This is a genomic window from Streptomyces sp. NPDC042371 (assembly GCF_056437465.1).
This window is the reverse complement of the sequence record NZ_JBWKAP010000003.1, coordinates 655,544-681,961: the sequence shown is the minus strand read 5'-3', so window position 1 is coordinate 681,961 and position 26,418 is coordinate 655,544. Positions and strand designations below refer to the sequence as shown.

Genomic DNA, 26,418 nt, shown 5'->3' with positions numbered 1-26,418 from the left:
TCCGTCACCCCACGACCGGCCAGCGGGTGATGCGGGAGGGCAACCACCACAGGAGGGAGCCGACTTGGTGGACCAGGCCTGACTTCGTGAACGCTTCAACCTCCCGCTGGCGGAAGTCCGAGACAGGGGCGCCGTCCAGGAGCGATGCCAGCTTCGCTTTGTTGATCTTCCGCATGATGACGCGCCGTTGCTTTCCCAGGCGCAGGTCGGTGACCTCGATGAAGCCCGTGCCCCGCCGGTAGCCGCACTTGTTCATGTGGAACGTGGTGCGCCACTGGTCGAGGACGGCGTCACCGTCGGGGCCCGCCAGCGAACGCGGCGGGTACAGGTGGCTGAACAGCCGCCACCGTTCGGTCTCGGCGCCTAGGTCCAGGTCCCACTCGACGGAGAGACCGTGTCCCGTCAACTCCCTTACGTGGCTGAGCCCGCGGACCGCCTGCCGGTCCTTTTCGAGGTCGTCCTGGCCGAGGATCAGGGGCTCTGGGAGGGCGACATGCCGGGCGCCTCGCGCGACCAGGTCCGAGACGGTTTGGACGGGCGTGTTCTCGTACCGCTCCTCCCCTATGTATATGCCGTCCCTGGTGCGCGTCTCTTCGTCGCGTTCCCGCCAGGACCGGAGTGCCGTCGCCGCGGTCGCTTTCGGAGCGCGGTCCGCCGATCCGTGGCCGTCCAGCAGTGCGGGCACCAGTGCCGGACTGCCGTCGCGCGTCACCCAGCGCATCAGGTCCTGGTTGGCGGCATGCGGGACGACGTGCACGGCCTGGCCACCGTCCTCGAAGAGCAGTCCCAGCGTGCGCCAGCGGGCGAGCAAGGCCGACAGGTCGTCCGCCGACCGGTCCTCCGCGGCGACCTGACTGTCGTCCGCCCTGAGCTTCTTCAGCAGTACGTCGCTTGTGCAGGGCTGTTCCAGCAGGCGGAACGCGGCCATCTCCCAGGGGTCCTCGATGACCCGCGTCCGCCAGGTGAAGCCGGGGCGGGTGTTGGTGAGGACTATGGAGTCCGTCAGGTCGCACTGCGTCAGCCGGCCCCGGGGGAACTCATGGCGCCAGGTCTCGACGGCCTTCTCCAACCGCTCCGCGTGCGTGGTGGAAATGCCTTGGTGCGCCGCGTCGAAGACATAGGCCATGTCGCGGAGTTCGGATTCCGGGAGGTCGTAGATCACCGCGTAGTGCGCGGCGGGCCGCAGGTCGCCGAAGCCGAGTTCCGGGCGGTTGAAGTAGGGGCTGAAGCGTTCGATGGCTATGCGGGTGACCCCGTTGGGCGGGGCGAGGTGGTGGATCGCGGGGAACTGGTCGATGACCGCGTCGTAATCCTCTTCGGTCTCGTCCGGGAAGCCGAAGAGGTAGTTCCACACGACGCCGAGGCTCACCGACTCCGCGTCGCGCATCATGCGGACGTTCTGGCAGCCGGTCACGCCTTTGTCCATCAGCTTCAGCACACGGCCGTTGAGGCTTTCGATGCCGGGCTGCACGTAGTGGATTCCGGCGGCTACGAGGGAGGCGAGCTGTTCGCGGCGCATGTTGGACTTGATCTCGTAACTGATGCGCAGGTCGCAGTCGGCCTCCGCGAGCCTCGGGACCATCGACCGCAGGTAATTCATGTCGAGGATGTTGTCGGCCACGGCGACGTTGAGCACCTGGTAGCGCTCCGTCATCGCGAGCAGTTCCTCGACGAACCGGTCCGGGCTCTTGCTGCGGAACTCCATGAACGAACCGTTGAGCCCGCAGAAGGTGCAGTGGTGCTTCTGCCCCCACCAGCAGCCGCGTGAGCTCTCCACCACCAGATGAGGCTCGGCCATGGCTCCCGCGCGGGACGCCGCGTGCTGCTCGAAGTAGTCCGTGTAATCCGGTGTGACCAGTGCCGACGCAGGCAAAGGAGCCGCGCTCATGGCGTTGGCGTGCGACGTGCCGTCCGCGGCGCGCCAGCAGAGCCCGGGAATGTCCGCGGGGCTCGAATTGTCGCGAAGACTGGAGAGGAGCCGCGTGAACGACAGCTCTCCCTCGCCGCGATTGACGTAGTCGATGAACGGGAAACCGCGGTGGAGCGCGGCGCCCTGAGGCCCGTCACAATTCCCGCCGCCCAGCACCACACACACTTCGGGTGCCGTCTTCTTGATGAGTCTCGCCGCCGCGAGCACGGCGCTGTTCTGCGCGAACGTCGTCGAAAAGCCGACGACGTCGGGCCGGTCGGCGAGGATGCGGGTGACCAGGGATTCGATGTACTCGGGAGCGAGCGCGTGCAGTTCTCGCCCCTTGTTGAGCATGTCCCCCGGGACCGCTCCCGCCACGAGGTCCGCGAATTCGGTGTTGCGCCACTGCGGATCATCGTACAGAGCGGAGGAGAAGATCCACTCGCTGTAGCCGGTGAAGTAGGAGTCCCAGCAGAAGTTGTACTCCTCGCGCGTCAGCCCTGCCCGCTCGGTGATCCAGTCGAGGTAGTCCAGATTGGCGTTCACGACGTCGACGCGACTGTCCGGGAACTCGTCCGCGACGCGCTGCTTGAGAATTCCCAGGGCCAGGGAAGGAAAGTCGATCGAGGCCCAGGGCATGTTGACCAGCGTGATGTGCACCGTGTGACTCCTTCAGCGTGACGGACGCGTTGCCGTGAGCGGTTCGTCGCACAGGGCGTACAGGGCACCCACGTCCGCGGCGGCGAGTTTGCCGAGAAGGGACCGGCCCTGCGCGCTGGTCGCGATCAGGGGCCCACCGGGCGCGGCGCTTCGGGTCACATGATTCTTCGGCAATGAGTAGACCTGTTCCCGTACCGGATCGGCCAAGAGGGTGGAGCCGCCGCCCGGACCGCGCAGGTCGAACCTGGCCGGAGCGCTCCGGATCCAGGGGTGGGGGCGCAGGGCGATGCGCTTGGCTGGGGGCTGATCTGGGGTTTTGCTGACCTCCGTGGCTTTGGCGGCCCCGCCCCCAGCCGCCGAGATCCGGCGCATCCCGTACTTGAGCCGCTTGAGCATGTCGGGGCGTCCGGGGCCGCCGACGACGGTGTGCCGCCTGCCCACCCTGCCGCCCAGGTAATTGAGTTCGCGGTTGTCGGCGAAAGAGGCTGAGCTGTCGTCGAGGACCACTCCGAAGCGGTCCGGCTCGGCCACCAGGCGGGTTTCCGGCTCGGCCACCATGAGCTCGAAAGCGTCAATGGCGAACTTCTCCCGATTGCGCTCCAGGAAGCGGAGCGATTCCTCGGCCTCCTCCTCCGTCTCGTCCAGCAGGCCACCCATGACCGAGAGGTTGACCCGGATGTCCGCTGCCGCGAGGTTGTCGAGGATGGCTTGGAAGTCCGCGGCATCGACACCCTTGTCCAGCTTGTCGAGGAGTCGCTGTGTGACGCCCTCGTAGCCGACGGCCATTCCCTCGCAGCCGAGTTCGGCCAGCTCTTTACAGAAGGCCGCATCGAGCAGGATCGGTTCCAGCCGGTTGCGTGTATTGAAACGGACGTGAAGGCCGCTCTCGCGCACCAGCCGCATGGCCCTGGCGAGCAGTCGCAGATTGGTGTTCTCGTCGACGACGGTGACGAAGTCGATTCCGGTGCTCTCCACGATCCGGCGTATGGCGTCCGCGAGTTGCCTCGGGGAAGCCTGCTGGTAGGCCCCGCGTTCGAGGGACCGGTTGCCGTAGGAACAGAAGATGCAGCGTCCCCAGTAACAGCCCACGCAGGACACCATGGAGAGGACGACGGTGTCATTGAGGTAGGAGTGCACCTTCAGCCCGCCGTAGTCGGGGGCGCCCACGTCCTTGAAGTGGAGCGTGGGCATACGGGTGGGGGCCGTCGCGCCTTCTCCGGGGCTCAGCCACCTCATCCCCGGCACATCGGAGCGTGCGGTGTTTCCGGTGGTGAGATGGGCCAGCCAGCGCTCCAAGGGCTCTTCGCCCGCCGTGACGCAGAGCGCGTCCACCGCTGTACGTACCGAGGTCATCGCGGCCAACTCGTCGTGGCGCAGCATGACCTGCTGTCCACCGAGGCAGATGGGTAAGCCCGGGTGCCGGAGCCGTATCCACCGGGCGATCAACAGCGCCGGTGCCAGCTGGCTGAAGAAGGCGACGGATATGCCGACCGCCCTTGGCGCGGACTCGTCGAGCGCGTCCGTCAGCAATTTGTGCAGCTTCCGGGTCGCGAAGTCGAGAGAGCCGAGCTGCGTGTCCGAGAGGCTGAGCACCGCACGGTCGAGTGCGTCGAAGTCGTCCCACACCTGCGACAACGGCGATTCGCGCACCATCAGTTGGGCGGCCTGCCGGGCCAGTCGCACCGCGCGCACGGGGCCGAGGCCGGGCGCCGGGTCCTTCGTCAGGACGAAGTCGCGCAGCTCGCCGAGATGCTCCAGGGCGGCATCGGCCACCGCCGCCCGGTACCAGGTCGGCAGGTCCTGCGCCGTGTCCAGAGCGGCGGCCTCCCGCGTGAGCGCCGGGCCGTCCAGGAGCCGATGGACCAGTTCGATGCTCAGATCGACCTGATGTGCACTGAAACCGGACCGACGGACGTGACCGGTGAGATAGGGCAGACTCAGATACGGAAAGAGAGTTGCCTCGGTGAGCGGCGGAAAGAGCAGCAAGAGATCCATGCCATCCGTCCTGATCCGGACGGATGGAGCCGACCGGGTGCGCGAGGTGCTGGAAGTCCGAATCGGCCCGCAGAGAACCGAAGGAGCTCACAAGGCGCCCACTCCGGCAGCGCGCAGGGCGCAGGGCGCAGGGCGCCGGAGAATGCGGAAGATCTTGTGAGCTCCTCGCGAAGCCGTGCGGCCGGGCCGGTCAGCCCCCCGATATCTCCGAGGAACGGTCCGCGTTCTTGGCGATGTAGTTGTAGGCCGTGGACGAACCGCTGACTTGCAGTTCGTCCATCTCGAGTACTTCGAGTTCACCCAGGTCGCTGTCGACCTCGGTGCTCATCTGGATGTCCATGGAACCTCCATACGCGAGTGGAACACGAAACAGGAGTAGCCTTGTGGGCCTTCTGTCCTGGAACAGGCTCCCTGTGCGGTTTCATCACGGTCAAGAGCACTATTGAGCCATGGTCAGCCGGTCCGCCGCGAGCGCGTCGAAATCGGGGAACTTCAAAGCGATGTCGCTGCCGGTGAAGTTGCCGACCCACCCGTCCTCGTCGTGAAAGAAGCGAATGACGGTGTACGAGGGTGCAGCCCCCATGTCGAACCAGTGCTTGGTCCCGCGCGGCACCCCCAACAGGTCCCCCGCCTCGCACAGCACGGCATGCACTTCGCTGCCGACGTGCAGATAGAAGGCCCCGGCGCCCGCGACGAAGAACCGCACCTCATCGTCGTGGTCATGCGTGTGCTCGCTGAGGAACTTCCTCCGCTCGGCCTTGGCGGTCAGCCGCCACCCCAGGTCCTTGCGCGGGCGCAGCCCCACGACGTCGATGGTGGCAAAGCCCTCGGCGGCGGCCAGGCCGTCCACCTCGTCCCGATAGGCGCTCAACACCGTTGCGGGGTCCGGGTCTTCGGGCACGTCGGCGCGGAGTGCCCACTGCTCGTAGCGGACGCCCGCGGGGGCCAGCGCGGCGGCGATCTCACCGGGCTCGACGGTCCGGCGTACGACCGTGTCGGGGCCGGCATCCGACCACGTGATCAGCAGGGTCACGGCGCACTCCTCAAGGGCAGCGACAGGGCCAGGTAGTCGGGGTAGGTGTGCGGCAGGCCGGGGGCCATCTCCAGCACCCGCACGGGGTCCTCGACGGAGGTCTTCTTGAAGCCCGCAAGGCGGTAGACCGTGTACATCGCCTTGTTGACGTCCGTGGGCTTGAAGTCGGCTGTCAGACGCACCTGTTCGGCCTCGGCCGTCTGCGCCAGATAGCGCAGGATGGCGCCTCCGACGTTGCGGCCCATCACACGGCAGGACATCAGGAACAGACGGATCCGCCACTCCTCCGCCGTCTTGCCGACCAGGGTGAGGCCGATGGTGCCGTACGTGCCGAAGCGGTCCGAGAGCCGGGCGACCAGGAGTGTCTGGTCCGGCCGGTCCATCAGCTCGCGCAGCTCCGCCTTGGAGAAGGTCAGGCCGGTGGTGTTGAGCTGGTGGGTGCGCTCGGTGAGTTCCGCGGCGCGTTCCAGGTCCTCGGGGGTGGCGACCTCGATCGCGAGGCGCATGTCCAGCGACCTGAGGAACTCGACCTGCGGGCCCGCGAACGACTTCTCGTAGGCGGTGCGCTCCTCCGCCTGCAGATACAGGGTGCGCCGGGCACGCCCGTCCTCGGTCACCGGCCGGGTCAGCTCCGGGCGGTCGAGCAGGTCCGCGGTCTCGACGGCATCCACACACCGCACCTGCGGGTGTACGAACTCGACCTCGGCCCGCTCGAAGGCTGAGTCGTCCACGAACATCAGCGTGTCCAGGCCGATGTTGAGCCGCTCCGCGATGCTCTGGATCAGCCCCGACTTGGGCTGCCACGAGACGTGCGGGACGAGGAAGTAGTCGCGGATGCCTAGGCGTTCGAGTTCGTCGAGGGCGGCCTTCTCGTCGTTCTTGCTGGCGATCGACTGCAGGATGCCGCGCTCGTCGAGCGTCTCGATCAGCTCACGGACGCCGGGGCGCAGCTTCACTCCGGGGCCTTCGGAGAGTATGCCCTCCCACACCGTGTCATCGAGGTCCCAGACGACACACTTGACCAGCTCACTCGGCACTGTCGGCTCCTGCTTCGAAAGGATATTGCGGGTGGCGCCTGCGCACCCGGAAGCGCTGCAGGCTCTCCTCGGCGAGAAGGTCCTGCAGCAGTTGCGTGCTGCCCTCGATGATCTGCATCACCCGTGCGTCGCGCACCCAGCGGTCCACCGGGCCGCCTTCCACCATGCCTGCCGCGCCGTGCAGTTGGGCTGCCGCGGCCGAGGCCCGGTCCGCCGCACGGGACGCCGCAAGCTTGGCGGTGAGCACGTGCTGGATCAGCCAGTCGTCCTGGGTGTCCATGGCCCGCGCCGCCTGCTCGCACAGGAGCCGCGCCGCCTCGGTGTCGAGCACGGCGTCGCTGACGAGTCCACGCACGAGCTGCAGATCGATCAGCCGCCCGCCGAACTGCTTGCGGCTGCTGGTGTGGCCGATGATCGCGTCGCAGCACGCCTCGGCGATCCCGAGGGAGCCGTACGCGACACAGAGCCGCCCCAACGACAGTGCGCTGCCCGCCACTTGGGACACGCCGAAGCCGGGGCGGCCCACCATGCGGTCGGCGGGGACGCGGCAGCCGTCCAGGTGCAGGTCGGCCAGCATGGCGCTGCGGAAGCCGCTGGTGGGCCGGCTGGGGACCACCGTGACGCCCGGGTCGTCCCGCTGGACGAGGAAGGCGACGCTGCGGTCACCGTGCTTGGCGAAGACCAGGAAGCAGTCGGCGAGCTGGCCGAAGGACAGCCAGCGCTTCGTGCCGTCCAGACGCCACACGGTTTCCGCCGCACCAGTGGCTGCCACACCAGCGTCCGTCACACCGGCGCCTGCCGCACCGGCATCTGTCGCACCGGATCCTGCCGGGACCTCCTCCGGCGTAGCCGTCGTCCCCACGGCCCCCGCGTCGCTGCCCGCGCCGTCCTCGGTGAGGCCGAACGCCCCGACGAGTTCACCCGCGGCGAGACGCGGCAGCAGCCGCTGCCGAACGGCCTCCGACCCCCAGCGGCTCAGGCTCGCGCACACCATTCCGTGCACGGTCAGCAGACTCTGCAGCGACGCCGAGGTGCGGGCCACCGCCCGGCTGAGCTCGCCGTACCGCTGGTGGCTCAGCGGCCGTCCCCCGTACTCCGCGGGCACCATCGCGGCCATCGCACCGGACCGGACGACCGCCGCGAGGGCGTGCTCGGGCACCGCCTTCGCCGCCTCGATCTCGTCGGCCAGCGGCAGCAGCAGCCGTCCCAGCGCGGCCGCGTCCGGCGGCGGCTGGCTCATGCCTGTTTCCCCTGCACGAACCGCACGATGCTGTCCAGCGTGTCGAAGTTCTCGATCTCCAGGTCGTCGTCGTCGATGTCGACGCCGAACTCCTTCTCGAGGTGGCTGACGAGCGCAACGGTCGCCAGCGAACTGAGCACCCCACCGGTGATCAGCTGTATGCCTTCCAACTCGGCGGGGTCGTCCACGTAGCGCGACAGGAAGTCGAGAACACGGGATCGGACGGCTGCGTCCTCGTAGACGGCGGTCACTGCAACATCACACTCCAACTCACATGGTCGAACAGGGCGGTGGCGACGACGCTCAGGGCGTCACCGCTTCCCGCGCCACTTCTTCTCAAGTCGGCTGATCTGGCTCTGGCTGAGGTTGACGAGGGAGAGGTCCGACGGCGTCCTGCCGACCGCGTCGGGCCCGTCGGCGTGCGCGGCCAGCGCCTTGAGGTGAGTGATCCAGCCCTCGCCGAGCCGCTCCACGTCCCCGCGCGTCAGAACGTCGCGCGGCCACGACCACGTCGCGGACAGCTCCGGTCCTGCCGGGCCCTCCGTCGTCGCCGCGTTCACCATCAGCGCGTGCGTCAGACCCATCCGGGGGTCGAGGCCACCCGTGGGCGTACCGCCGCTCACCTGCTGCCAGTCGCCCTCGGGGTGGGAGCGGCCGAGGCCGACCCGCCCGAAGTAGTTGAACGCCACCTGCGCGCCGGGCAGCGCTGCGAGACCGGGCGCGGTCTTCGGGTTGAGGTAGCGCAACAGGCTGTACGCGATCCGCCGCTCCGACGCGGCACGCAACTGCTCCTTGACCCGCTGCAGGACCCGCCCGGCGGCCGGACCGCCGCGCCGGACCTCGCCCCAGGACACCCTGCCGGTATCGAGCCGCACCGGGGCGACGGCCGTGAACCAGCCCACCGTCCGCGAGGTGTCGGCGCCCGCGAACAGGTCCTCCCGCCCGTGCCCTTCGACATCGACCAGGAGGGACGTCGCACCGGCGGCACCCGGCTCACCGCGCGCGAGCCGCCACTGGTTCACCGCGAGCAGGAACGCCGTCACGAGTGCGTCCTCGACTCCGGCGTGCAGCGTGCTGGGCACCCGCGTGAGCAGCGCCTCCGACAACTCCACCGGAACCGTCACGCTCAGCGAGTCGAGTCGCGCCGCGGTGTCCTCGCCCGGAGTCGGCCTGCGACGGCCGAGGGGAGGTTCGGGGTCGGACAGGGCATCGGTCCAGTGCTGCAGGGAGTCCGTGGTCTCCGGTTCGCCCGCGAGCGTCTGGAGCTGCTCCGCCCAGCGTTTGAAGGAGGTCGGAACCGGTGCCAGCTCCGGAGTGCGGCCGCCGAGCACGGCCGCTCCCGCGGCGGCGAGGTCGGGCAGCAGGATGCGCCAGGAGACGCCGTCGACGACCAGGTGGTGGATCGTCAGGAGCAGGCGGCCCGGCTCCTGAGAGCCGTGATCGAACCAGACGGCCTGCAGCATGACTCCGTCGCGCGGCGCCAGACGGCCCTGCGCCTGCGCGGCGTGCTCGGCGAGCAACTGCTCACGCTCGGCCGCCGTCGCGTCGGCGCAGTCGACCCGGGTCAGGGCCGCGTCGGCCGTGAGGGCCTGCGGGCTCCCCGCCGGACGGACGGACAGCGCCCAGTCGTCCTGGACACCGTCCCCCGTCAGTCGGGCCCGCAGGAGGTCGTGACGGTCGATGAGGGCCGTCAGGATGTCGACAAGTCGCTCGCGCCCGACACCTGCGGGGACCTGCACGAGTCGTGCCTGGAAGAACGCCTCGTACGTGTGCTCGGGCTCGACGAGCCACCGCATGATGGGCGTCAGCGGAACCGAACCGGTTCCGTCGTCCGCCTCCGACGCGCTCTGGCTGCCGCCGACCGTCAGCATTCCCGTTCTGTGGGCGAGCTGCTTAGCGGTGTGGTGCCGGAAGACGTCCCGCGGTGTCAGGTCGAGGCCGCGTTCGCGGGCCCGGCTGACCAGGACGATGGAGCTGATGCTGTCGCCGCCGAGGGCGAAGAAGCCGTCGTCGACGCCTACGCGGTCGGGGTCGAGCCCCAGGACGTCGGCGAAGAGGTCGGTGAGGGCCTTCTCCTGCGGGGTGCTCGGGGCGCGGGTGCGGGTGGCCGGCGCGTAGTCGGGTGCGGGCAGCGCCTTGCGGTCCAGCTTGCCGCTCGGCATCAGCGGCAGCGCGTCCAGGACCATGACGGCGGACGGGACCATGTAGTCGGGCAGTCGTTCGGCGACGGCCTTCTTCACCTGGTCGACGTCCACGACGTCATCGGCCACGACATAGCCGACGAGGCGCCGGTCGCCGGGCCGGTCCTCACGGATGACGGCAGTAGCACTCACGACGCCGGGGCACGCGGTCAACGCCGCCTCGACCTCGCCGAGCTCGATCCGGAAACCGCGCAGCTTGACCTGGTCGTCGGTGCGCCCGAGGTAGCGCAGGCTGCCGTCGTTGTTCCAGGCCGCGAGGTCACCGGTGCGGTACATGCGCGACCCGGCGGGCCCGTACGGATCGGCGACGAAGCGCTCCGACGTCAGCCCTGGGCGGTTCAGATAGCCCCGTGCGACACCGGCCCCGGCCACGTACAACTCACCCGGCACCCCGGGCGGCACCGGAGACAGCCCGGCATCCAGCACATACGTCCGTACGTTGGCGATGGGCCCGCCGATCGGCGGCACCACCGCGCCCGACAACGGCTCACTGACCGTCGCGCACACCGTGGCCTCCGACGGCCCGTACGCATTGAACATCCGTCGCCCTGCCGACCAGCGCCCCACCGTGTCCGGGTCGCTGGCCTCGCCCGCCACGATCAGCGTCATCGCGGACGGAACACTCGCCGCGTCCAGCACGCTCAGCGCGGACGGCGGGAGGGTGCAGTGGGTCACGCCCGCGTCCACCAGGACGGACGTCAGTGCTTCCCCGGGCATGAGCCGGTCCGAGTCGGCCACCACGAGCGCGCCACCCGTCAGCAGGGCGGTGAAGACCTCCGACGCGGCGGCGTCGAAGCTCGGCGACGCGAACTGCAGCACGCGGCTGCCCGCACCGATCCCCCACTGGCCGCTCTGCGCGAGTGCAAGGTTCACCAGGCCCGCGTGGTGGGCCACCACACCCTTGGGCGTGCCGGTCGAACCCGACGTATAGACGAGGTACGCGGGGTGGGCGGGGTCCAGTGGTGTCAGGCGGTCGGCGTCGGTCGGGTCGGTGCCCTCCCGTGCGGCCAACCGGGTCTGGAGGGCGGGGTCGTCGAGGTGGAGGGTGGGGGTGCCCTCGGGCCAGAGGTCGCTGGTGGTGGCGTCGGTCAGGACGAGGGCGGGGCGGGCGTCCGCCAGCATGAAGCGGATGCGGTCGACCGGGTAGGCGGTGTCGATGGGCAGGTAGGCGGCGCCTGCTTTCAACACCGCGAGGAGTGCGGTGATCAGGTCGGGGGACCTGGGCAGGGCGAGGGCGACGATGTGCTCGGGGCCGACGCCCTGCTGGATCAGGTGGTGTGCCAGTTGGTTGGCGCGGGTGTTGAGTTCGGCGTACGTGAGGTGGGTGCCGTCGGCGATCAGCGCGATGGCGTCCGGCGTGGCCGCGGTCTGTGCCTGGAACAGCTCGGGCGCCGTGGCGCGGGGAACCGGCGCGGCGGTGTCGTTGTGCTCCTCCAGGATGCGGTGCCGCTCGTCGCCCGACAGCAGCTCGATCGACCCCACGCGGCGCTCCGCGTCGGTGGCGACGCTCTTGAGCACGCGGATGAGCCGCTCGGCCATGGCGGTGACCGTGGCGTGGTCGAACAGGTCGGTGCGGTACGAGATCACACCGCTGATCCCGTCGGCGGTGCCGTCGGCGTCGCGCTGTTCGATGAGGTTGACGGACAGGTCCATCCGGGCGGCTTCGACCCGGACGGTGCTCGGCGTGGCCGTGACCCCGACGAAGTCCGGTGTGGTGCGCGGGATGTTGTTGAAGGCGAGCATCACCTGGAACAGGGGATGGTGGGCCAGGGACCGCGTCGGGTTGAGCGCCTCGACCAGGGTTTCGAAGGGGATGTCCTGATGGGAGTAGGCGGTCAGGTTCGTCGCGCATACCCGGTCGAGGAGTTCGGCGAAGGTGGGGTCGCCGGAGAGGTCGGTGCGCAGCACGAGGGTGTTGACGAAGAAGCCGACCAGGTCGTCGAGTTCCTCCTCGCCCCGGCCCGCCACCGGCGTGCCCAGGGGAATGTCCGTGCCCGCGCCGAGACGGTGGAGCAGCACGGCGAGGGCGGACTGCAGCACCATGAACACGGTGGTCTGCCGTGACCGCGCGAGTGCGACCAGGGCCCGGTGCGCCTCAGCGTCCACCGCCACCGGCACCGACGCGCCCTCGTATCCGGCCTGCTCCGGATAGGGGTGGTCGGTCGGCAGCTCCAGGCGCTCCGGCAGCCCGGCCAGAGCCTGCTTCCAGTAGTCGAGCTGGGTGGTCAGCACACTGTCGGGGTCGTTCTCGTCGCCCAGCACCTTGTGCTGCCACAGGGTGTAGTCGGCGTACTGGACCGGCAGCGGCGCCCACGACGGCGCGCGGCCCGCGCGTCGCGCGGCATAGGCGGCACCCAGATCACCGGCCAGGGGGCCCATCGACCAGCCGTCACCGGCGATGTGATGGATCACCAGCGCGAGGACGTGCTCGTCGTCGGCATTCTCGACGCTGAACAGAGCGGCGCGCAGCGGCAGTTCGGTCGCGAGGTCGAAGGGGTGGCGGACGGCGCGGTCCACCGCGCCGGTCAGCTCGGCTTCGGTGACCGTCTCCACGCTCACCTCGGGCTGCGCCTCCGCAGCCGGGCGGATGTCCTGGTACGGGCGGCCGTCGACGTCCGGGAAGACCGTGCGCAGGGCTTCGTGCCGCGCCACCACGTCGTTCAGCGCGGCGCGCAGGGCATCGACGTCCAGGGCACCGGACAGCCGCAGGACCACCGGCACGTTGTACGTCGCGTTGGGCCCCTCCAACCGATACAGGAACCACAACCGGCGCTGCGCGAACGACAACGGCATGCGGTCGGGGCGCGCGGCGGGCGCCAGCGCCGGACGGTCGGCCGGGTGCGTCGTCGCTTCCAGCGTGCGCGCCAGGGCGGCGATCGTCGGGGCCGCGAACAGGTCGCGGATGACCAGGTCCACTCCCATGACCGCGCGGATGCGGCCGATGAGGCGCATGGCCAGCAGGGAGTGCCCGCCCAGTTCGAAGAAGCTGTCGTCCACACCGGCCTGGTCGACGCCGAGGACGTCCGCGAAGAGGGCGGCAAGGATCTCCTCACGCGCGTCCCGGGGAGCCCGGGACGAGGCGGACGTACTGCTGTAGTCGGGTGCGGGCAGCGCCTTGCGGTCCACCTTCCCGTTCGGCGTGAGAGGCACTACGCCGATGGGGACGACGGCCGCGGGGACCATGTGGTCGGGCAGCCGTGCGGCGACCGTCTTCTTCACCTGGTCGATGTCGACGGCGTCGCCGTCGGCCACGACGTAGCCGACGAGGCGTCGGTCGCCGGGGCGGTCCTCGCGGATGACGGCAGCGGCAGCGCGGACACCGGGGCAGGCCGTCAACGCCGCCTCGACCTCGCCGAGCTCGATGCGGAAGCCGCGCAGCTTCACCTGGTCGTCGGCGCGGCCCAGGAAGCGCAGGGTCCCGTCGTCGTTCCAGGACGCCAGGTCACCCGTGCGGTACATGCGCGACCCGGCAGGGCCGAGGGGATCGGCGACGAAGCGCTGCGCGGACAGCCCGGGGCGGTTCAGATAGCCACGCGTGACACCGGCCCCGGCGACGTACAACTCCCCCGGCACCCCGGGCGGCACCGGAGACAGCCCGGCGTTCAGCACGTACGTCCGTATGTTGGCGAGCGGGCGGCCGATCGGCGGCACCACCGCCCCCGACAGCGGATCGCTCACCGTCGAGCACACGGTGGCCTCCGACGGCCCGTACGCGTTGAACATCCGCCGGCCCGCGGACCAGATCCCCACCGTGCCCGGGTCACAGGCCTCGCCCGCCACGATCAGCGTCATCGCCGCCGGAACGGTCGCCGTGTCCATCACGCTCAGCGCCGACGGCGGGAGGGTGCAGTGGGTGACGCCCGCGTTCACCAGGACACGCGTCAGCGCCTCGCCGGGCGTCAGGTCCACCGGATCCGCCACGACAAGTGCCCCGCCCGCCAGCAGGGTTCGGAAGATCTCCGAGGCCGCTGCGTCGAAGCTCGGCGACGCGAACTGCAGCACGCGGCTCCCTGCGCCGATCCCGTAGTGCTCGCGCAGCGCGAGGGCGAGATTCACCAGGCCCGGGTGGGGGACGACCACGCCCTTGGGGGTGCCGGTCGAGCCCGACGTGTAGATGACGTACGCCGGTTGCTCCGGCGCCGCCGCGCCGAGTCGGTCCGCGTCCGTCAGATCAGCGGGCGACAAGGCCGCCAGGCGGCTTTCGACCGCCGGGTCGGTCAGCGAGACCACGGCGCATTCGTCGGAGGCTCCCGCAGGCGTGGCGGCGGATTCCGAGTCCACCAGCATCACGCGCGGCCGGGAATCCTCAATCATGAAACGAATGCGCTCCGCCGGATACTCCACGTCCAGTGGCAGGTATGCGGCACCCGCTTTGAGAACGCCCAGCACGGCCACGATGAGTTCCGGCGACCGCGGCAGCGCGAGCGCCACCAACTGCTCGGGCCCTACGCCCTGTTCGACCAGCAGCCGCGCGACACGGTTCGCCCTGGCGTTCAACTCGGCGTACGAGTACGCGACGCTGCCGTCCGCCGTCACCAGCGCCGCGGCATCCGGAACCTGCGCGGCCTGCGCCTCGAACCGGGCCGACGCCGTGCCCTCCGGCACCCGCACCGCGCGACCGCTGCCCCACTCACCAAGGACACGCTCGCGCTCATCGGCGCCGAGCAGGCTGACCGAACCGACCGGCTGGTCCGGGAGTGCTTCCGCCATGCGCTCCAGGAAAAGCAGGAACCGCTCGGCGTGGGCGTCCATTTCCGCCCGGCTGTACATACGGTCGTTCGCATCGAAGTACACCTCGATGCAGCCTTCGTGTTCGCCCTCGTAGAAGACGAAGGAGAAGTCTTCCGTGTGGCGCTGCGAGAGGCTGCTCGTCTTTGCCGGGTGACCGTCGAAGCGAATGTCGTCATCGAATGGCATGACGTTGACGACGGGTCCGTGGGGAAGGTTATCCCCCGACATCCGAATGCGTTCGCGGCGCAGATCTTCCATGCGGAAACGGCTGTGCCGCGAAGCCCGGGTCGTCTGCGCCCAGACTTGTCGGGCCAGTTTCTTCAATGGCAGTTCCGGCCGCACCGTGATGAATAGCGGGACAACATTGACCGTCATTCCCGGTGTATTCCGCTCGACCTCGTCCAGACGGCCGGACAGCGGGAGTCCGACGGATATCCTGCTCTCTCCGGTGGCACCGCTGACGTATGCGGCGGTCGCCGTCACCGCCAACACCGAGAGGCTGACACCGAGTCCGGCGGCGGCGGAACGCAATTGATCCGAAAGGCCCGCACTGAGCGTGGTCCGCCTGCGGAGAATGTTCTGCGGCGTGCGGTGAGGGCGGCCGGAGAGCGTTACCGGATCGGGGGCGTCCCGCAGACGCTTGAGCCAATAGCGGCGGTCGTCCTCGTACTCTTCCGAATCCCGATAGGACGCCTCGCGCGCCACCAGATCACGGAACGGAGAGAGCGGGGTCCCGCTGTCCGGACGGTCCGCCATCGCGTCCGAGTAGAGCTGGGCGGTGCGCCGGGTGATCAGCGCGGAGCTCCAAGCGTCCATGATCACGTGGTGGTAGCGACTGTACAGAATGTGGCGGCTCACACCGACCGTGAGCAGGGCCGGAGCGTACAACGGACCCTGTCCGAGGTCGAACGCGGACTCCACGTCCGACGCCATCCATGCCTCGGCCGCCGCGCCCGGATCTTCCTGACCGGTGAAGTCCAGTCGCCGCACGGCCACCTGCTCGGCGCGGCCGGGAATCTGGAACGGCCCTTCCGGGCCCTCCGCAACGACGAGCCGAAGCGTTTCCGCTTCCGCGAGTGCCGCCCCGTATGCCTTCTCGAGAATCTCCGGATTGATCGGTCCGTGGATTTCGACCCGCTCGCCGACATTGTAGACCGACGACCCGCGCCCGAGCGAAGCGGAATACCACACTCCTGATTGGGCAGCCGTCAGGGGCCATAGCTCATCCATCGGACCAGTCATCCAAGTCCCCCGCAGTGACATGCATCCACCCCGACACTCGCCGGGCGTCCACATAATCACACATCGCGTCAACCGACCCCGGCTGCATTGTTTGCACCGCCATCCGACACATCCGCTCTGGAAGGTTCGGGCAGGACGCCCCGCTCTGCGGCTTTACGTCCTGGCGCATTATCCAAACCAAAGCCGCGACCTGCATCGGACACCGTTGTGACGGGCGTCACATGTACAGGTCCGCAGCGACGGTTGTAGTGTCCCTTCAACTCATGGCTCCGATACGGGGGGAGCACTGTGAACGGAGGAGGGGCCGTGGAGACATTCCTCAGGGGGACACCGCGGGCACATCTGGCTCAGCGACGGGTTATTCCCTGGCGACTCGGATGAACAAGTCGAGCTGACATTCTTTCCCAACTTCTTGGGCCACACTGACGACACGCGCCCTCTTCTTCTTTGTGCGCGACTGCCCAAGACATTCATAACCGGTGTGTGCGGCACACCGACGCCCAGTTTCCCGCTCCCTCGATCCGGCGCGGGAATCAGCGGGCGGACGGCCGCAACCCGGTTCCGGTGAAGTGGTCACGCGCACTGTCAATGGGCTTCCTCGGCACGTTGCAGCGCCTGGTACGGAGAGTGGATCAACCTTGTCGCATGACCTTGAGGACATCTGGCCGCTGTCTCCGCTGCAGGAGGGGCTGGTCTACCACGCCCTTGCCGACAACGAGGGGCCGGATGCCTATGTCGTGCAGCTGATCCTCGACTTCGACGGCGCCCTGGACGCCGGGGCCATGCGCGCGGCCGGTCAGGCCCTGCTCGACCGGCACGCGAACCTGCGCGCCGCGTTCTGGGTGGACGACCTCGACGTGCCGGTCCAAGTCGTGGCGCGCGAGGTCACGTTGCCGTGGACAGAGGTCGACCTCACCCATCTGTCGCCCGGCGAGACCGAAGCCGAACTGCGGGCGTTCGCCGACACCGAGCGGGCCCGCCGCTTCGACCTCGACAGTCCGCCGCTGCTGCGCATGGCGCTCATCACGCACTCCGAAGGCGACAACTCCCCCGCGGACGACCGCAGCAGAGTGGTCATCACCCAGCACCACGTGCTCGTCGACGGCTGGTCGTCGTCCCTGATGGTGCGCGAACTGCTCGCCCTGTACGACGCCAAGGGCGACGACAGCGTCCTCCCTCCTGTCACGCCCTACCGCGAATACCTGGTCTGGCTCTCCGAGCGGGACCGCGAGGGTGCACGCGAGGCCTGGACCCGCGCACTGACCGGCGCGGAAGCCACCCAACTCTCAACGGAGGCTGCTCCCGCCGGTACTGACGTCCTGGCAGCGGCCTTCCCGGAGCGCTTCGTCGCGCATCTCCCGCAGGAGACCACGGCCTCGCTGCAGGCCCAGGCCCGCCGCCTGGGCGTCACCCTGAACACGCTCGTCCAGTGCGCGTGGGGTGTGCTCCTCGGCCGGATGACCGGTCAGGACGACATCGTCTTCGGCGCCGTGGTGTCCGGGCGGTCGCCGGAGATTCCGGGCGTCGAGAGCATGATCGGCCTGTTCATCAACACCGTGCCGGTCCGGGTGCGACTGCGTGCCGAGGACACGTGGGCCGACCTGGCCGTGCGGGTGCAGGACGAGCAGGGGGCGCTGCTGCCGCACCAGCACCTCTCCCTGACGGACATTCAGCAGGCGGCGGGACTCGGTGACGCCTTCGACACGGTCATGGCCGTGGAGAACTTCCCCGCCGACCGCGACACCTCCGCCGACCGCCGGGCATCCCGCCTCACGGCCACGGCCACGCAGGGGCGCGACGCCACCCACTATCCGCTGAGCCTTGCCGTGTCACCCGGTGAAGTCCTCAAGCTGCGGCTGGACTTCCGCACCGACCGATTCGACCACCGCACGGTCGGCACCATCGCCGGGCGCCTGATGCGACTGCTGAGCTCCGTGGCCGAGGATGCGGGTCAGCGGGTCGGGTCGGTGGAGCTGCTCTCGGCCGATGAGCGCGGGCGGGTGGCAGACACGTGGGCCGCCGGTCCGGTGGTGGAGGTGCCGCAGGAGACGGCACCCGCCATGTTCGCGGCACGAGTTGCGCAGGCGCCGGATGCCGCGGCGCTGGTGGCGGCGGATGGCAGCACCGTCTACTCGTACGCCGAGTTGGATGCGCGGGCGAGTCGGCTCGCGCGGCTGCTCGTGGAGCGGGGCGTGGGGCCGGAGCAGGTGGTGGCGCTCGCGTTGCCGCGCTCGCCGGAGCTGGTCGTGGCCGTGCTGGCGGTGTGGAAGGCCGGAGCGGCGTACCTGCCGATCGACACCGGGTATCCGGTGGACCGGATCCGCTTCATGGTCGAGGACGCCCGGCCCGCGCTCGTGGTGACGGACGCGACGACCATGCAGCTGTGGGCACAGGGCACACCGGTCGTGCGGCTCGACGATGCGGCCGTTCAGGCGGAGTTGGCCACTCTGTGCCCTGCGGATCTGGCTCCGTGTACGCCTGCGCACCCTGCCTATGTCATCTACACCTCCGGGTCGACGGGCATACCCAAGGGCGTCGTGGTCACCCACGCGGGCCTGGTGAGTCTGGTGGCGGCATCGGGGCCACGTCTGGGTGTAGGACCCGGCAGTCGGGTGCTGCAGTTCGCCTCCCCCAGCTTCGACGCGGCCACCTGGGACTGGAGCCTGGCACTGCTGTCAGGCGCGGCACTCGTCGTGGCCGACACGCAGGAGCTCGCCCCCGGCGACGCCCTCGCACGCGTACTCACCGACGCGGGCGTCACGTACTGCATGGTGCCGCCCTCCGCGCTCGGCGTACTGGACGTGACACAGGTCCCCGAGACGATGACAGTCGTCGTGGGCGGCGAAGCCTGCGGACCCGACGTAGCCGAACGCTGGTCCGCGGGCCGACGCATGGTCAACGCCTACGGCCCCACGGAAACCACCGTCTGCGCAACCCTGAGCGAACCACTCTCGGGCGCGGCGGTACCGCCCATCGGCCGCCCCATCGGCAACGTACGGACGTATGTGCTGGATGCCGGGCTGTCTCCGGTGCCGCCCGGGGTGCCGGGTGAGTTGTACGTGGCCGGGGCCGGTGTCGCACGGGGCTATCTGAACCGCCCAGGGCTGACCGCGCAGCGCTTCATCGCCGACCTCTACGGGCCCACCGGATCACGGATGTACCGGACCGGGGACTTGGTGCGGTGGAACCAGGACGGCACCCTGCAGTTCCTGGGGCGCGCCGATGACCAGGTCAAGCTGCGCGGCTTCCGCATCGAACTCGGTGAGGTCGAGGCGGCATTGGCCGCAGGCCCTGGTGTCCGGGCCGCCGCTGCCATCCTCCGCGAGGACCGCCCCGGCGACCGCCGCCTCGTCGGCTACGTCGTGGCCGACGAGGTCGTCGACATCGACCAGGTCAGGAAGACCGTCGCCGCACGGCTCCCCGACCACATGGTCCCCGCGGCCGTCGTCACCGTCGACGAACTCCCCCTCATGCCGAACGGCAAGCTCGACCGCAAGGCGCTGCCCGCACCCGACTACAGCGGGACGTCCACCTCCTCCCGGGCCCCGCGCGACGCGCGTGAAGAGATCCTGGCCGGACTCTTCACCGAGGTCCTCGGCCTCGACCGGATCGGTGTCGACGACAGCTTCTTCGATCTGGGCGGGCACTCCCTGCTGGCCATGCGTCTCATCGGCCGCGTACGCGCGGTGATGGGGGTGGACCTGGCGATACGCGACCTCTTCGCGGCGCCGACGGTCGCCGCACTCGCGCGCACGGTGGAAGCGACGACGAACCCCGCCGACCGCCCGGCGCTGGCGCCCGCCGCGCGCCCCGACCGCATGCCGTTGTCGTTCGCGCAGCGCAGGCTGTGGTTCCTGTACCGCATGGAGGGGCCCAGCGCGACGTACAACGTGCCGGTGGTGCTTCGACTCTCCGGCGCCCTCGACACGCAGGCTCTGCTTGGCGGGCTGAACGACGTGGTGGCGCGGCACGAGGCCCTGCGCACGGTCTTCCCGGACACGGACGGCGAGCCGTACCAGGACATCCGCCCCGCCACCGAAGCTCAGCTCGAAGTGAGCGTCGAGACGGTCACCGAAGCGGAGCTGACCGGTGCGGTGGACCACGCCGTCCGGCACCCCTTCGACCTAGCGTCCGAACTGCCCCTCCGCGCCGCCCTGTTCACCGTCGAGGACGCCGTCGACGAGCACGTCCTCGCTCTGGTGATCCATCACATCGCGGGCGACGGCTGGTCCATGGGCCCCCTCGCACGCGACCTGGGCACCGCCTACGCGGCCCGTTGCACGGGTGGCGCTCCGGAGTGGGAGCCGCTGCCGGTCCAGTACGCCGACTACACCCTCTGGCAGCACGAACTCCTCGGCGCCGAGAACGACCCCGACAGCCTGCTGTCCGCCCAGCTCACCCACTGGAAGGACGCTCTGGCCGGGCTCCCCGACCGCATCGACCTGCCCACCGACCTCGCCGAGCGGGCGTCCGGCGACCGACGCGGGGAAGTGGCGGAGCTGTCGTTGACCGCGGATCTGCACGCGGAGCTCGTCCGGGTCGCCAAGGGGCAGCGCAGCACCGTGTTCATGGTGCTGCAGGCCGCCCTGAGCGTGCTCCTGCACCGCCTCGGCGCCGGGACCGACATTCCGATCGGCACGCCGACGGCAGGCCGGGCCCAGCAGGAGCTGGACACCCTCATCGGCAACTTCGTCAACACGCTGGTGCTCCGCACCGACCTGTCCGGCGACCCCACCTTCACCGAACTCCTCGACCGCGTCCGCGAAAGCGACCTCAACGCCTACGCCCACCAGGACGTGCCCTTCGAAAGCCTGGTGGAGGCGCTCAACCCGACCCGCACCACGGACCACCAGCCGCTGTACCAGGTGATGCTCACGCTGCAGAACCACGAGGCGCAGCAGCTCGACATCCCCGGGCTGAGCCTCACGGCCTCCTCCTGGAACACGCAGGCCGCGCGCCGGGACCTGACGCTGACCCTGCGGGAGCGGTTCGGCCCGGACGGTGCGCCGCTGGGGATCGACGGGGCCCTGCAGTTCGACGCGGGCCGGTTCTCGCGGGAGCGCGTCGAGGCCATCGGACGCTGGTTCCGGCAGGCCCTCGCGAGCCTCCTCGACGACCCCGAGCAGCACGTGGGGTCGGTGGACCTGCTGTCGTTCGCGGAGCGGCAGGAGATGCTCCGGACGTGGAACGACACCGCTGTGCCCGCCGGGCCCGGCACGGTTCCTGAGCTGTTCCAGGCGCAGGCCGCGGCCACGCCGGACGCCGTCGCCCTCATCTCCGACGGCACGCAGCTCACGTACGGCGAACTCAACACCCGCGCCAACCAGTTGGCGCGTCACTTGGTCCAGCAGGGCATCGGCCCCGAGCACATCGTCGCCCTCGCCCTGCCCCGCTCGCCGGAGATGATCACGGCTCTGCTCGCGGTGCTGAAGACAGGTGCCGCCTACCTGCCCATCGACACCACGTACCCCGCGGAGCGCATCCGCTACATGGTCCAGGACGCCCGCCCCACCCTCGTCCTGACCGACACCACCACCGCCCACCTCTGGGCCGAGGGCACTGCCACCGTCCTCCTGGACGACCCCGCCCTCCGGACCCGCACAGCGGCACTCGACCCCACCAACCCTGCCGCCACCCCTGACCCCGCCCACCCCGCCTACGTCGTCTACACCTCCGGCTCCACCGGCACCCCCAAGGGCGTCGTCGTGCCGCACGCGGCGGTGGCCGACTATCTGCGGGACACGAGCCGTCGTTACCCGGGGGCCCGGGGCGTGGCGCTGCTGCACACGTCCCTCTCCTTCGACCTCTCGATCACCGCGCTCTTCACACCGCTCGTCTCGGGCGGCCGGGTGGTGCTCGCCGAGCTGCGGGACGGGCTCGCGGACACCGCGGAGACGCGTGCGCTCGGCTGTGACTTCCTCAAGGCCACGCCCAGCCACCTGGCGCTGCTCGAAGGCCTCCCGGAGGAGGTCTCCCCGCGCAAGGAGCTGCTGCTCGGCGGTGAGGCGCTGCTCGGCGAGACGCTGCGCAAGTGGCGCGACCGGCACCCCGACGTGACCGTCATGAACGTGTACGGGCCGACCGAGGCCTCGGTGAACTGCACCGAGTTCAGGATCGAGCCCGGCGACGAGGTGCCGGACGGGCCGGTCCCGATCGGCCGCCCGATGGCCAACACCCAGGTGTACGTCCTGGACGCGGGCCTGCGTCCGGTGCCGCCCGGCGTGCCCGGCGAGCTGTACGTGGCGGGCGTCGGCCTGGCGCGGGGCTATCTGCGACGGCCCGGCCTCACCGGGCAGCGTTTCGTCGCCGACCCGTACGGGCCCGCGGGGTCCCGGATGTACCGCACCGGCGACCTCGCCCGCTGGAACGCCGACGGCACCCTCGTCTACCTGGGCCGCGCCGACGACCAGGTGAAGCTGCGCGGCTTCCGCATCGAACTCGGCGAGATCGAGGCCGAGTTGACGCGCTGCGCCGGGGTCGCGCGGGCGGCCGTGGTGGTGCGCGAGGAGCAGGAAGGGGACCGCCGCCTGGTCGGTTACGTCGTCCCGGAGGCCGACGGCGGCGTCGACCCCGCGGAGGTGCGGGACCGTCTCGCGGCGCGGCTCCCGGAGTACATGGTGCCTGCGGCGATCGTCGTCATCGACGCCCTGCCGCTCACCGCCCACGGGAAGCTGGACCGCAAGGCCCTGCCCGACCCCGACTACCTCGCCGACTCCGGTGGCGGCACCGGAAGGCGGCCGGACGGGGCGCGGCGCGGCCCGCACGAGGAGATCCTCACCGCCCTGTTCGCCGAGGTCCTCGGCATCGATCCCGAGCGGGTCGGCGTCGACGACAGCTTCTTCGACCTGGGCGGGCACTCACTGCTGGCCGCGCGTGTGATAGGCCGCATCCGCAGGGCCATGGGCGCACAGCTCGGCATCAAGGCGTTCTTCGACTCCCCGACGGTGGCGGGCCTGACCCGGCAGCTCGGCGGCAGCCCCGAGGCGCGCCCGCCGATCGTGCCCGTGGCGCGTCCGGAGCGGATGCCGCTGTCGTTCGCGCAGCGTCGGCTGTGGTTCCTGTACCGGTTCGAGGGGCCGAGCGCGACGTACAACGGCGCCGCGGTGCTCCGCATCTCCGGCGCGCTGGACGCGGAGGCGTTGCGGGCGGCGGTGGGTGATGTGGTGGCGCGCCACGAGGCCCTGCGCACGGTCTTCCCTGAGACGGACGGCCAGCCGTACCAGGACGTACGCCCGGTCGCCGAGGCGCGGCCGGTGGTGGACGTCGAGTCGGTCACCGAGGCGGAGCTGAGCGGTGCGGTGGAGCGTGCGGTGCGGTACGCGTTCGACCTCGCGACCGAACTGCCTTTCCGCGCCGCCCTGTTCACCGTCGAGGACGCGGTGGGCTCGGTGGACGCCGTGGACGCCGTGGACGCTTCGGGCGGCGAGCACGTGCTTGTCCTGGTGATCCATCACATCGCCGGTGACGGCTGGTCGGTGGGGCCGCTCTCCCGCGACCTGAGCGCGGCCTACGCTGCCCGGCGCGGAGGCCGTGCCCCGGCATGGACGCCGTTGCCGGTGCAGTACGCGGACTACACCCTGTGGCAGCGCGAGCTCCTCGGCGACGAGAACGACCCGGAGAGCCTCCTCGCCGCGCAGGTCGGCTACTGGCGCGACGCGCTGGCCGGGCTGCCGGAGCGCATCGCCCTGCCCACCGACCACCCGTATCCGGAGCAGGCGGGGTTCGAGGGCGGTGTCGTTCCGGTGCGGATCGAGGCCGGGCTGCATCAGGCTCTGGTCGACCTCGCGCGGTCGCGCCAGACGACCGTCTTCATGGTGTTGCAGGCCGCCCTGGGGGTGCTCCTGCACCGGCTCGGCGCGGGCACGGACATCCCGATCGGGACACCGGTCGCGGGACGGGGTGAGGAGGAGCTGGACGACCTGGTCGGCTTCTTCGTGAACACGCTCGTGCTGCGCACCGACCTGTCCGGCGACCCGACGTTCGCCGAACTCCTCGACCGCGTCCGCGAGAGCGACCTCAACGCCTACGCCCACCAGGACGTGCCCTTCGAGGGCCTCGTCGAGGCGCTGAACCCGACCCGGTCCCTGGCCCACCACCCGCTCTTCCAGGTCATGCTCGGCCTCAACAGCAACCCACGAGGCGAACTGGCCTTCGCCGGGGCGAAGGCGACCCCGCAGGAGGCCCGTATCCGGGCCGCGCGGATGGACCTGACGGTGCACCTGGCCGAGCGGCAGGGCGGGGGCGACGCGCCGGGCGGTATCGACGGGTCCGTCGCGTACCGCACGGATCTGTTCGAGCAGGCCACGGTGACCGCGCTGGTGGAGCGGCTGCTGCGGGTGCTGCGCGCCGTCGCGGACGACCCCGGTCAGCGCGTCGGCTCCGTCGACGTGCTGTCCGAGGGCGAGCGGCACCGGGTGCTCGAAGAGTGGAACGACACGGCCACCGCGGTACCCGCTGCCACGGTGCCCGAGCTGTTCCAGGCGCAGTCCGCGGCCACACCGGACGCCATCGCCGTAATCGCCGACGGCACCCACCTCACGTACGGCGAACTCAACACCCGCGCCAACCAGTTGGCCCATCACTTGGTCGAGCAGGGAGTGGGCCCCGAGCACATCGTGGCCCTCGCCATCCCCCGGTCCCCCGACCTGATCACCGCACTCCTCGCCGTGCTCAAGGCGGGCGCCGCCTACCTGCCCATCGACACCGGCTACCCGGCGGACCGCATCCGCCACATGGTCCAGGACGCCCGCCCCACCCTCGTCCTGACCCACACCGCCACCAGCGACCTCTGGGCCGAAGGCACCCCCACCGTCCTCCTGGACGACCCCGCCTTCCACACCCGGACAGCGGCACTCGACCCCACCAACCCCACCAACGCACCCGACCCCGCCCACCCCGCCTACGTCATCTACACCTCCGGCTCCACCGGCACCCCCAAGGGCGTCGCCGTCCCGCACTCCGGGGTCGTGAACCGGCTGAGCTGGATGCAGTCCGAGTACGGGCTCGGGGCCGACGACCGGGTGCTGCAGAAGACACCGGCCGGGTTCGACGTGTCCGTATGGGAGTTCTTCTGGCCGCTGCTGCAGGGCGCGTCCCTGGTCCTGGCAAAGCCAGGCGGGCAGAACGACGCCCGGTACCTGGCCGGTCTCGTGGCGAGCGAGGGCGTCACCACGGCGCACTTCGTGCCGTCGATGCTCGACGCGTTCCTGAACGAACCGTCGGCCGGGCGCTGTGTCTCCCTGCGGCGGGTGTTCAGCAGTGGCGAGGCGTTGCACGCCCATCTGGTGACGCGCTGCCACACCGTGCTGCCCGCCGCGGATCTCCACAACCTGTACGGGCCGACGGAGGCGACGGTCGACGTCACGTACCACCCGTGCGCCGTGGACAGCGACCCTCGTGTCGCTCCGCCGATCGGGCGTCCGATCGCGAACACGCGGGTGTACGTCCTGGACGCCGCGCTGCGACCGGTCCCGCCGGGTGTCGCAGGCGAGCTGTACCTCGCGGGGGCAGGGCTCGCGCGCGGCTACCTGAACCGGCCCGGGCTGACCGCGGAACGGTTCCTCGCCGACCCGTACGGGCCCGCCGGATCGCGCATGTACCGCACCGGTGACCTCGCGGCCTGGAACAACGACGGCAGCCTGCGCTACCTCGGACGCACCGACGACCAGGTCAAACTGCGCGGCTTCCGCATCGAACTCGGCGAGATCGAGGCCGTGTTGAGCACTGACCCCACCGTCGTGGCCGCCGCTGTAGTGGTCCGGGAGGACCGGCCCGCCGACCACCGCCTGGTGGGATACGTCGTACCCGAGAGCGGCAAGGCCTTCGACCAGCAGGAACTGCGAGGCCTTCAGGACCGGCTCAGGCGCGCACTGCCCGAGTACATGGTGCCCACCGCCCTCGTCGCCCTGGACGCCCTGCCCCTGACGCCCAACGGAAAGCTGGACCGCAAGGCCCTGCCCGCACCCGACTACACCGGCGCCACCGCCCCCACCCGGGCTCCGCGCAACGGCCGGGAAGAGGCGCTCGTCGGGCTCTTCGCCGAGGTCCTCGGCCTGGAGTCGGTCGGTGTCGACGACAACTTCTTCGCCCTCGGCGGGCACTCCCTGCTCGCCACGCGCCTCATCGGCCGCATCCGCACCGTCGTCGGCGCGGAGGTCGACCTGCGGACGGTCTTCACCAAGCCGACGGTGGCGGAGCTGGCCGAGCACCTGGAGAGCCAGGGCGGCGCCCGGGCCAGGCCCAGACCCAAGCTGCGGCCGCGGTCGCGCGGGACGACGTGAGCACGGCCCGGCCGGTGGCCGGAGCAGCACGAGTCGAAGCAGAACCAGCCGAAGCGGTACGAGCCGGAACGGGCGCGAGCCAGGACAGCG

9 protein-coding genes are annotated in these 26,418 nt (G+C 70.2%); 1 reads left to right on the top strand and 8 read right to left on the bottom strand.

The annotated features are described in order from the left end of the window. Window positions 1–4: 4 nt before the first annotated feature. The 8 genes from AC068B_RS12380 to AC068B_RS12345 all read right to left on the bottom strand — a co-directional run bounded on the left by AC068B_RS12380 (window position 5) and on the right by AC068B_RS12345 (window position 16,036). Window positions 5–2,569, bottom strand: coding sequence for a RiPP maturation radical SAM C-methyltransferase (locus tag AC068B_RS12380; RefSeq protein WP_478671055.1), 2,565 nt, complete (start codon window positions 2,567–2,569; stop codon window positions 5–7). Between the two features lie 12 nt (window positions 2,570–2,581). After that, complete coding sequence (locus tag AC068B_RS12375; protein ID WP_478671053.1) at window positions 2,582–4,564, bottom strand: B12-binding domain-containing radical SAM protein; 1,983 nt, start codon at window positions 4,562–4,564, stop codon at window positions 2,582–2,584. A 190-nt stretch (window positions 4,565–4,754) separates the two neighbouring features. Next, window positions 4,755–4,904, bottom strand: a complete 150-nt coding sequence (locus AC068B_RS12370; RefSeq protein ID WP_157868926.1) for a hypothetical protein — start codon at window positions 4,902–4,904, stop codon at window positions 4,755–4,757. 99 nt (window positions 4,905–5,003) lie between these two features. Further along, entirely contained in the window at window positions 5,004–5,597 is a 594-nt protein-coding gene (locus AC068B_RS12365) for a 1,2-dihydroxy-3-keto-5-methylthiopentene dioxygenase (RefSeq protein WP_478671052.1), read from the bottom strand. Continuing rightward, the gene (locus AC068B_RS12360; protein WP_478671050.1) at window positions 5,594–6,634 is read right to left on the bottom strand and encodes an HAD-IIIC family phosphatase; all 1,041 of its coding nucleotides are present in this window, start codon (window positions 6,632–6,634) and stop codon (window positions 5,594–5,596) included. The genes AC068B_RS12365 and AC068B_RS12360 overlap by 4 nt, the downstream gene beginning before the upstream one ends. Continuing rightward, window positions 6,624–7,874 (bottom strand): acyl-CoA dehydrogenase family protein, encoded by a 1,251-nt coding sequence (locus AC068B_RS12355; protein WP_478671048.1) that lies wholly within the window; start codon window positions 7,872–7,874, stop codon window positions 6,624–6,626. Before AC068B_RS12355 ends, AC068B_RS12360 begins: the two co-directional genes overlap by 11 nt. Continuing rightward, entirely contained in the window at window positions 7,871–8,125 is a 255-nt protein-coding gene (locus tag AC068B_RS12350; protein WP_356249132.1) for an acyl carrier protein, read from the bottom strand. The genes AC068B_RS12355 and AC068B_RS12350 overlap by 4 nt, the downstream gene beginning before the upstream one ends. Before the next feature lie 60 nt (window positions 8,126–8,185). After that, window positions 8,186–16,036 carry an amino acid adenylation domain-containing protein gene (locus AC068B_RS12345; protein WP_478671046.1) on the bottom strand — a complete coding sequence of 2,617 codons (7,851 nt, stop codon included), beginning with the start codon at window positions 16,034–16,036 and terminating at the stop codon, window positions 8,186–8,188. Window positions 16,037–16,686: 650 nt separating this feature from the next. On the opposite strand from AC068B_RS12345, the gene AC068B_RS12340 reads away from it, so the two are divergent. Then, the gene (locus AC068B_RS12340) at window positions 16,687–26,328 is read left to right on the top strand and encodes a non-ribosomal peptide synthetase (RefSeq protein ID WP_478671044.1); all 9,642 of its coding nucleotides are present in this window, start codon (window positions 16,687–16,689) and stop codon (window positions 26,326–26,328) included. Window positions 26,329–26,418 lie beyond the last annotated feature (90 nt).